This window comes from Acinetobacter sp. TR11 (assembly GCF_027105035.1).
GTDB lineage: Bacteria > Pseudomonadota > Gammaproteobacteria > Pseudomonadales > Moraxellaceae > Acinetobacter.
This window is the reverse complement of record NZ_CP114259.1, coordinates 1-9,330: the sequence shown is the minus strand read 5'-3', so window position 1 is coordinate 9,330 and position 9,330 is coordinate 1. Positions and strand designations below refer to the sequence as shown.

Genomic DNA, 9,330 nt, shown 5'->3' with positions numbered 1-9,330 from the left:
TACTATCAATTAACCCAATAGAATCCTTTTCATTAGAATTAAATTCATGAGCAATGCCTATAATTCTATCGCTATAAAACCAAAAAATACCTATCTTCATTTTTGATCCTACCCCTAAATTAAAACAGCCAATTAGTTCTAATTGGCTGTTTTATATAATTAATTATTCAAGTTATTGTAAATAATCTGACCATCTTTTTTATTAATTTTAGACAGTGTCTTTAAAAATACTGGAGTTCTACTACAAATGTCTCGAATATCTTTTGCTTTTAAAGGCGTATCTAGTAGTTGATAGTCCTCTAGCACTTGATAGTAGCAATTTTCTGGTACACCATCATGCTCAATTTTTATGGTTTGACCTGATGCTATACCGTAGCCTGAAATCCCTTTTCCGTTAGCATATAAAAATACAACATCTCCTTTTTTAATTCGTTCTATTTGTTGTTTATATCCATCATCAAATGCAGCCGCATATCCATTATTAATCATGAAATAATGATCATCTATTGAATACCGTTTACAAGTATTTAAAAGAAAATAATTATGATTAATAGCAATATTTTCTTGATTAGTTATAGAGCTATTTTCATCCTCATCAATCTCATTTTCTTGTTGTTCCAAAAGCTTTTTTTCTTCAGCTTTATAGTTATCTATTGCATCAGATAATAGATCAAGAATTACTTCTTGCTTAGTTGAATCAAAAAATACAGCTAAGTCTGAAATTATTTCATCCATAACTTGAGGAATTTTTATTGATGTTGAAATCATTTTTGTTTCCGTAGCTTGTTTATTGTGAAGTTTTTTTATGAGACTCATGATTATCACCTTTTAAAAGTTAAAAACAATTTAATAGATTTACAAAACAAAGTCAACAACTTTAAAATTTAAAGTTAAAATAAAGTTTATATTTTATTTAACATAATGGCGATTATACGCAATACACTTGTATATTAATTTAAATATCAGATACTTAATAAAACCTTAAAAATCCAAAAATGCTCAAAAAGCCGATTTTGAAACAAGTCGGCTTTTTTATGAGCGGTTTTGATACTTCTTGCCAATAAATCTGACTAAAAATTACGCTTTTCAGCTTGAGTGATACAATTTTGTGATACATTATTGTATATACAAATTTGAATGTTTTTTATGGAACAGTATTTCGAATGGGATGAGGCAAAGAATCGAAAGAATCAGAAAAAGCACGATGTCTCTTTCGAAACAGCAAGCCTTGTTTTTGATGATCCATTAAGGATCTCAATCCAAGACAGACATACCGATGGTGAAGAACGTTGGCAAACCATTGGAAAAGTAAAAGGCGTACTAATGCTCTTAGTAGCTCACACCATCTTTGATGAAGATGACTGTGAAATCATACGAATCATTAGTGCAAGACAAGTAACTAAGGCGGAGCGAGATAGATATGAGCATGGTTAGATACTCACGCAAAGAACTGAATGAAAAATTCAGCGACAAGCAAGATGCTGAAATTCAACGCTTGCTTGCTAAGGGAACGGTTGCTGACGATCAGCTAGATCTCTCAGATATACCTGAAATTACCGACTGGAGTAATGCTGTACGCCACAATCAATTCTATCGTCCAGTAAAGCAACAAACTTCAATTCGGTTAGATGCTGATGTGCTTGCTTGGTTCAAAGCACAGGGAAAAGGTTATCAAACACGTATGAATGAAATCTTACGGGATGCTATGCTCAAAGAATTAAAAAATCATCAATAAAAATGGGAGCTTAGGCTCCCATTTTTGAATTCGTATAAGGTGTATTATGTTAATTGTAGGATAACTAATCAAAGCTCTGGCAATGAACATACTTCTACGATTTTCTTCCAATTAAAAATAGGTCGATTCCCCTCCATCGTAAAAATATCTAACGCTTTCCACAATATTGTTTCATATTTCAGGAAACTTACTGTGCTAGAACTGCGAGCTTGCCTATTTGTATTTCTTTTTATCATACCTTTCAGCTCATAATCACTTTCTAATTCTAATTTCAATTTTTCAAATGAAAGATTATATTTTATAGGATTACTACTTAGCTTATCTAAATCAAAAATTAAGTCTAGATGTTTACCATGTAAAAGAATTAAGTTCAAAAAATAGTCTTTAAATAACCTACTATTAGGTCCATTCACCACTCCTAAGTGGTATATTTTCAAGCCTAGTTCTGTCAATTCATAATTAGAATCAATAACCTTCACATGCTTGCAAAATGTAATAAAGTTTTTTTTGATTGAATTAAAATAATTATCGCCAACAAACTTTTTGTCCATATCTTTATGGAGTTTCGTTATAGCATCTAACTTATCAGATCCCGTCAACGTTCTTATCTTTGCTAAATTTTTTTCAAAAAATAAAATATCTTTTTTTCCACCTAATGTTTTTATCGAATTACCTTGTATATCAAAAATAGGTTGGGGTAGAAAAGTTGTTAATATACTAGGTGGAGCAATGTAATTGTCCCAACAATATTCATAAGCATCTACATTAATAATTTTAATTTTTTTAAGATAAAAACAGTGAAGTATTAAATGAAATAAAGGTATTGGTAGGTCCTGATGCTTTGCCCAAAATCGACTATTTACCATGTCAGACGTTTGAGCTAATGCATTAGATACACTTACATTTCTTAGAATCTTTACTTGCTTTGGATCTTTATTATGAAAAGCAATTAGCCCTACCGCTAATTTATTGTCAATAACATCATTGAAGATAGACTCCATATAATTAGCTATTGCAAAATCTTCAATATATTCTGGAATAACTAGAAAAGAAGCATGTGACTTTTTTAGATAAGCAATAGTTTGGCCTAAGCCTGTGAGAATTCCTCTTTTAGTTTCAGTATCAGGCTTGAATTCAAAATTAATTTGCTTCTTTGTATTAGGATCATAAAAAGATGCATCAGGTGATGGAAAAACACTATCACAACCAACTCTATATAAACTTGGACCAATGTTTTCTTCTAAGCATCCCCATGCTCCACTTTTAAAATTGGCTAATACTGCATCAGTAGTAGTTTTAGCCAGCATATGATGATTCATTGACATAATAAAAACCTATTCAAGCATAGAATATTTCGCTAGATGCGTTGTATTTTCTTCTTTCCATTCATTATTAATGACTGTTCTTAAACGTTCACCAAAAATTTGAGCAACTAGACAGGGAAAAGCATTTCCCACCTGTAAGCATTGATTAATAATAGGTCCAACAAACTGATAATGATCAGGGAAGGTTTGAATACGTGCAGCTTCTCTTACTGTCAAGGTTCTATTCAAGACAGGATGAACAGGAAAAGCATTATGTCCTGGAACAATCGTTGAAGATGGTTTCTTTCGATCTAATCTTTTGTAAACATGACTAAAGTTTGCAATAGGCTTACCTGTTTTAGTCCCTGTTTTTAAATGCTCAGGTAGTCGCTCAATATCTAACTTTTTCCCTTCTTCTATATAAGAGTATCTTTCGACAATAGTAGGAGCATGTTTAGCTGGAACATGGTGCGAAAGTAAATCGTAAGATGAGGGGTCCATCAGATCTGTGATAACTTCCCCAACAGTTCTATATGGTAATTGCCATGAATCAGGTGTTGAGAAATATTTTGGCTTTGGAAATGGGATAACTAAATCTGTTTTAGTTCCAATTAATAAAAATCTCTTTCTTAATTGAGGAACACCATAATCAGCAGCATTTATTACCTTACATTCTGTTCTGTATCCATTCTCTGCAAAAAACTCTTGAATTGCTTTTACATATTCTCCATTTTGAGCAGATAAAATACCTGGAACATTTTCCATAATGAACCATTTAGCTTCTGATTTAATAACAATATTTGCAAATGCAAAAACTAAATTATTTCTTTTATCTTCACTAATTTGATGATTCTTTGTATTAACAAAACGTCTTTTTCCAAAGATAGAAAAACCCTGGCATGGTGGTCCACCAACAACAAGATCAACCTTCTGTTCTTTTAAGCGCATAGCGATATTATGTTGGATTTCTTCATCACTTAAATCTGCTTCAAGACATTCATGATCAGTGTGGTTCTTCCGATATGCTTCAACAGCATAACGATCAAAATCTGCACCTAATATGCAATCTAAACCAGCACTTTTTAAACCTTCAGTAAATCCTCCAACTCCACTGAATAGATCAGCAAATCTAAGGGATACACGTCCTGAATTTTTACTATTTTTAGTCTTAGTTAATTTAAATTTTTCACCAATAAATATATGATTTGTATCAATACTTTCGTAATCAACATCACTAATAAACTTCTCAATAGAATCAGCTAGTTTAGCTGCTAATAACGGTGGAACAGCATTACCAACAAGAATACATTGTGATCGGCGGTCCCCTTTAAAGATGAAATTATCAGGAAAGGTTTGAATACGTGCAGCTTCTCTAGGTGTTAAGCTTCTAGCTAGATATGGATGTACTGGCAATGCATTATTCCCAGGAACAATTGTCGATGAAATAGTTTTTCTATCTAATCTTGTATAAGTATTGCCAAAGTTTTTACGTCTAATATCTTCGGGGAGATCTTCAGGTTTCGGTAATTTACCGCCTTCAGGAATTAACTCATAACGACGTTTAACAATATCACTATGATTTAAAATAATATGATTTGGAAATTCTTCATTCTCAAAATTTGCTAAATCATTAATTGCATCACCAACATTTTTAAAAGATTTCAAAAAACCATATGGCTTTACATCAGGTTTTGGAAAATTGAATTTTTTATGTTGAAGACGTGTTCCCATTAAAAACACACGTTCTCTTTTTTGAGGAACACCATATAAAGATGAGTCAATAAGGGTATATGAAATACTATAACCTATTGATAAAAATGAATTAACAATGTTTTCAAAAAACCGCCCTTCAAACATTGTTAAAAGACCTTTAACATTTTCAAATAAAAAACATTTAGGCTTAAACGTATTCACTAAAGATACATAATTTTCAAACAAATAGTTACGTGGATCAGATGAGTTCTTATTGCCCATGTTTGAAAAACCTTGGCACGGTGGTCCACCAATAATTACATCAACTTCTTTATCACCAATAACTTTTTTAAATTTATCCAAAGGAATTTGTCGAATATCTTCTCTAAAAAATGGTACAGATGGATAATTATAAGAATACGTTAATTCAGCTTCTTTCATGATATCCGATGCTAACAAACAGTTATGTCCAGCTTCTTTAAAGCCTATGTCTAACCCACCAGCACCTGTAAATAAGGAAATAAAATTAAGAGCCATTAAAGTATCAAACATCAAAGTACAAATTTATGGAACGGCTATACTACTATATTAGTCAATTATAAATTGGGGTATATAGTTTGGCTGAGTAAAAAGACGACAAGTTAAGTCGTCTCTTATACGCAGCCCAGGTTAATCCTGGGCTTTTTGTTCAATCTGATCCTTGGCCTCAAACATACCAGGATTGGTAATCTGGATATTGTTCTGACAATTTTCGCAAAGCATCAGCCCTGCAAAAAGCTGTACGTTTTCCCTTGAATCACAGAAAGCACATGGTTTAGAAAGTTGAATAATATTACTCATGATTTTTTCCTTTCAGATAGCTAGCCTTGGCATGACTTTTTCCTTTAGCCTGCATTCCTCGAATCTCATATTTCTCTGTTTGTAGCTTCATAAGAATGCCTATTTGAAACATGTATATTTCCCCCAAATCTCCTAATAAATTTTCATTCAAAGAATTAGCCTGAGTAAATTGATCCAATGATCGATTAATATCTTTTTCAAAATCATTCACCAGTGTTTCAATCCGACTGACTTGTCTCTCAATGCTGGCCATCTGTAAATTACTGGTCAGCAGATCCCGTAAATAAGTTCCGAGTTTATCGCCCTTCAATTGAGCCAAACGCTCATATTCTTGTGCGACTTGATTGTCTAATCTGACGGCAACCGTTCGAGTACTGTTCATGAAAAACTCCTATCATTTGTTTTCAATCTAAGCACCTAATTTCTAAAAAGTAACTATCAAATATAAGTAAACACTGTGTTAAGTTTTAATGATTACAGGTTAAATAGCTAATATAAAAAGAGAAATTCACATAAAAGCGTAAACAAAGGTGATTACAATCTATCTTATTGTTTTGTAAGTAAATATTGCACTTTATTCGCAATAAAAAGTGTTTACAGCTAAGTCTATGAAAGATAACAAAAATCATGCTAAAAGCGTAAACGCTTTCCAGGCAGATGAAAAACCGCTGTATCCCTTATAGCATAAGGCTTTAGAGCCTTTATCTTTAGATGCGTGGTGTGTGAACCAAAAATTGCCGGTATGTACCGGCTCCCAATCCATTTAATTGACTTAACTGACAGTAAAGATAGTGCTTGACCAAAAGAGATCCTGGCTATTGTGTTTCTAAGGGAAAAATCTATAAACGGGAACTCTAGCCTACAGATCAAAAATAAAACCCACGTTAAAACGCTATTACATGCGATTTCAGCCACATTTTTACTTAAAACATAGAATCTACTATTGAAATGAGTAATCAGGTCAAAAAACGCAAATGAGGGCTAAATAGAGGCTATTTTTGTTCTAATCGGGATGAATAGAGCGAGTGTCTACGAGCGAAGCAACAAAATTCGCACCTAGACTCTTTGAAAAACAGCTTTTTAGGCTGTGAAGCCTAAATAAGCGTAAATCACATGCAGAAAATTGGGCCTAGATCGAGCGTAGCGAGTAAAAAAGCTTTATGAGCGAAGCGAATTCCGAGTTGCTTTTGCTTTTTCTAAAAGTCACAACAGGATGATCTAAAAAATTGCCCCACGAATCGAGCGAAAGCGAGATTCAACAGAGTTTGAGCGTAGCGAAAACCAAGGGCAATTTTTCTTTGCCAGGGCTTTTAATAATTTTAAAGTTTTTAAATGCTTTTAGACTAGCTGAACACCTTTATTTTAAAGGCCTGTAGAGCTTATATGACTACGTTTACCTACCAATATGACTACGTTTACCTACCAATATGACTACGTTTACCTACCAATATGACTACGTTTACCTACCATAAGTCTTTATAATATTTTTTGTAGATTTAACTACGTTTACCTTGCATAAATCTACATAGTTATTAATATAGACTTATATTCATAAATAATAATGTAGATAAATAAGATGCGGGATTTAGTTGTTAAAGATAATGCTCTAATAAATGCTAGCTATAATTTGGACTTAGTAGAACAACGTTTAATCCTATTGGCCATTGTCGAGGCAAGAGGTAGTGGCAGAGGTATCAATGCAAATGACCCATTAGAGGTTCATGCAGAGAGTTATGTAAACCAGTTTAATGTTGCACGACAAACAGCTTATCAAGCTCTCAAAGATGCGTGTAAAGACTTATTCGCACGCCAATTTAGCTATCAAGAAGTAAATAAAAGAGGAAATATTGAGAATGTCCTAAGCCGCTGGGTCAGTGAAATTAGATACATTGATGATGAAGCAACAGTAAAATTAATATTTGCACCTGCAATCGTGCCTCTTATTACACGTTTAGAAGAACAATTCACAAAATATGAGCTACAGCAGATTAGCGATCTTAGTAGTGCTTACGCTGTACGTTTATACGAATTATTGATTGCTTGGCGTAGTACTGGCCAAACACCTGTTATTGAACTAGCAGAGTTCAGGCAGAAGATAGGTGTTCTCGATGATGAATACACTAGAATGGGAAACTTCAAGGATCGAGTGTTAAATCTAGCTATTGCCCAAGTTAATGAGCACACAGACATTAACGTTAAATGTGAGCAACATAAAAAAGGCCGTAACATTTCAGGATTCTCTTTCACATTTAAGCAAAAGAAAGTGATCACCTCTAAAAGTTCAACTTCACTTGAACTTTTCTCAAAAATGACCGATGCACAACGTCACCTTTTTGCTAATAAACTTTCTGAACTTCCAGACATGAATAAATATTCTCAAGGTACAGAAAGCTACCCACAATTTGCAGTTCGAATTGCTGAAATGCTAAAAGATAAAGAGAAGTTTGAAGAGCTTTTGCCACATCTTAAAAAAGTAGGATTTAGTACAAAATAAACTTCATGTTCAGGTAGGATGTTCATCTAAACATCCTTGTACATGCACTGAGGGATTACATTGAACACAACAAAATTCAGCGTCATGGACGCAAGTAAAGCTTTTAAAAAATCACGAACAACAATATATGAAGCTATAAAAAATGGTGAATTATCAAGGGATCATGATGGTCTTATAGATTTATCTGAACTTATCAGGGTCTATGGTAACCCTATCGGTGTTCAGTCCAATACACGTACTGAACACGTTCAAAAGGATGTACAAGTACGTGTTCAATCTGAAATTGAAAATGTATTGAAAGATCAAATTTCTCTACTCAAAAATCAATTGGACTTAGCCAATCATAGAGAAAAGGCTTTGATGCAACACATAGAAGATTTGACTCATAGAATTGAGTTTAAAGGTCAGCTTGAACAACCAAAAACAGAGGTAGAAGAGCACAAAGTTGCTCCTCCTGTTCATTCTGAGATGACAGAGAATCCTAGACTAGAACCAGGCCAGAAAGATGACGGATTGACTACTCCGGTCGAAACAGAAAATAAGCGCATTCCAGTACCGGAGCAGGTTGAACTGGAGCAGCCGAAAAGAGGTTGGTTAAGCCGGTTTTTCTTGCCGAATGGCTAAGAGACTTGTTTAGGCATGCTAATCAAAGTTCTGACACATTGATCAAAGAATAGGCGTGGAACGTGAAAAATCATAAAAAAAGCCCACCTTGGGGAAGATGGGCTATAAACTAGAAACTAGAAACTAGAAACTAGAAACTAGAAACTAGAAACTAGAAACTAGAAACTAGAAACTAGAAACTAGAAACTAGAAACTAGAAACTAGAAACTAGAAACTAGAAACTAGAAACTAGAAACTAGAAACTAGAAACTAGAAACTAGAAACTAGAAACTAGAAACTAGAAACTAGAAACTAGAAACTAGAAACTAAAGCATTGATTTCTAAGGAAAATTATAACACATTTCGTATAAGGTGTATTATGTTAATTTTAGAAAATCTTTCTAATCCAAATTTAGTTTTCTGTTAAGTTCTATAATGAGGATCTAAGCGTAATACTGTATTCACATCATATTCAGCATCAAAAAAATCACAAATTTTTGACACCTTACCTTTACTTAATAATTTCTTATCTAGATAAATAATCAATTTATTTTTGTTGATATCAAAAATAACTCTTCCCCTTGGAACTTCATCATATTCCATATACCGTAATTCAGAGATATCTGCTTTGATTCTCTCCCAATATTCCATATGTGTATATT

General features: G+C 33.2%; 10 protein-coding genes. 4 read left to right on the top strand and 6 right to left on the bottom strand.

The window, feature by feature from the left end; genetic code table 11:
* Window positions 1–159: 159 nt before the first annotated feature.
* Window positions 160–816, bottom strand: a complete 657-nt coding sequence (locus O1450_RS16410) for a hypothetical protein (RefSeq protein ID WP_060875705.1) — start codon at window positions 814–816, stop codon at window positions 160–162.
* A 330-nt stretch (window positions 817–1,146) separates the two neighbouring features.
* Between O1450_RS16410 and O1450_RS16405 the strand changes: the two genes are divergently transcribed.
* Entirely contained in the window at window positions 1,147–1,434 is a 288-nt protein-coding gene (locus tag O1450_RS16405) for a BrnT family toxin (protein ID WP_004884492.1), read from the top strand.
* Complete coding sequence (locus O1450_RS16400) at window positions 1,421–1,735, top strand: BrnA antitoxin family protein (protein ID WP_120403538.1); 315 nt, start codon at window positions 1,421–1,423, stop codon at window positions 1,733–1,735. The genes O1450_RS16405 and O1450_RS16400 overlap by 14 nt, the downstream gene beginning before the upstream one ends.
* Window positions 1,736–1,803: 68 nt before the next feature.
* On the opposite strand, the gene O1450_RS16395 is transcribed toward O1450_RS16400, so the two are convergent.
* From O1450_RS16395 to O1450_RS16380, 4 genes are all read right to left on the bottom strand, one after another.
* Complete coding sequence (locus O1450_RS16395) at window positions 1,804–3,060, bottom strand: hypothetical protein (protein ID WP_012268407.1); 1,257 nt, start codon at window positions 3,058–3,060, stop codon at window positions 1,804–1,806.
* Between the two features lie 9 nt (window positions 3,061–3,069).
* Window positions 3,070–5,283, bottom strand: a complete 2,214-nt coding sequence (locus O1450_RS16390) for a DNA cytosine methyltransferase (protein ID WP_012268408.1) — start codon at window positions 5,281–5,283, stop codon at window positions 3,070–3,072.
* Between the two features lie 117 nt (window positions 5,284–5,400).
* Window positions 5,401–5,571 carry a hypothetical protein gene (locus tag O1450_RS16385; RefSeq protein WP_171407693.1) on the bottom strand — a complete coding sequence of 57 codons (171 nt, stop codon included), beginning with the start codon at window positions 5,569–5,571 and terminating at the stop codon, window positions 5,401–5,403.
* Window positions 5,564–5,953: a hypothetical protein gene (locus tag O1450_RS16380; protein ID WP_120403842.1), complete on the bottom strand. Its 390-nt coding sequence runs from the start codon at window positions 5,951–5,953 to the stop codon at window positions 5,564–5,566. Before O1450_RS16380 ends, O1450_RS16385 begins: the two co-directional genes overlap by 8 nt.
* Before the next feature lie 1,194 nt (window positions 5,954–7,147).
* On the opposite strand from O1450_RS16380, the gene repM reads away from it, so the two are divergent.
* Window positions 7,148–8,065 (top strand): replication initiation protein RepM, encoded by a 918-nt coding sequence (gene repM / locus O1450_RS16375; RefSeq protein ID WP_032049727.1) that lies wholly within the window; start codon window positions 7,148–7,150, stop codon window positions 8,063–8,065.
* Window positions 8,066–8,149: 84 nt separating this feature from the next.
* Complete coding sequence (locus O1450_RS16370; protein WP_099746938.1) at window positions 8,150–8,689, top strand: plasmid replication DNA-binding protein; 540 nt, start codon at window positions 8,150–8,152, stop codon at window positions 8,687–8,689.
* A gap of 402 nt (window positions 8,690–9,091) precedes the next feature.
* On the opposite strand, the gene O1450_RS16365 is transcribed toward O1450_RS16370, so the two are convergent.
* Window positions 9,092–9,330: hypothetical protein (locus O1450_RS16365; RefSeq protein ID WP_269230494.1), on the bottom strand; the 239-nt coding region annotated here is incomplete at its 5' end.

Bases quoted from the DNA above. Each gene is read 5' to 3' on its own strand.
- O1450_RS16410 (WP_060875705.1), bottom strand. From the start codon at position 816: ATGAGTCTCATAAAAAAACTTCACAATAAACAAGCTACGGAAACAAAA.
- O1450_RS16405 (WP_004884492.1), top strand. From the start codon at position 1,147: ATGGAACAGTATTTCGAATGGGATGAGGCAAAGAATCGAAAGAATCAG.
- O1450_RS16400 (WP_120403538.1), top strand. From the start codon at position 1,421: ATGAGCATGGTTAGATACTCACGCAAAGAACTGAATGAAAAATTCAGC.
- O1450_RS16395 (WP_012268407.1), bottom strand. From the start codon at position 3,060: ATGTCAATGAATCATCATATGCTGGCTAAAACTACTACTGATGCAGTA.
- O1450_RS16390 (WP_012268408.1), bottom strand. From the start codon at position 5,283: ATGTTTGATACTTTAATGGCTCTTAATTTTATTTCCTTATTTACAGGT.
- O1450_RS16385 (WP_171407693.1), bottom strand. From the start codon at position 5,571: ATGAGTAATATTATTCAACTTTCTAAACCATGTGCTTTCTGTGATTCA.
- O1450_RS16380 (WP_120403842.1), bottom strand. From the start codon at position 5,953: ATGAACAGTACTCGAACGGTTGCCGTCAGATTAGACAATCAAGTCGCA.
- repM (WP_032049727.1), top strand. From the start codon at position 7,148: ATGCGGGATTTAGTTGTTAAAGATAATGCTCTAATAAATGCTAGCTAT.
- O1450_RS16370 (WP_099746938.1), top strand. From the start codon at position 8,150: ATGGACGCAAGTAAAGCTTTTAAAAAATCACGAACAACAATATATGAA.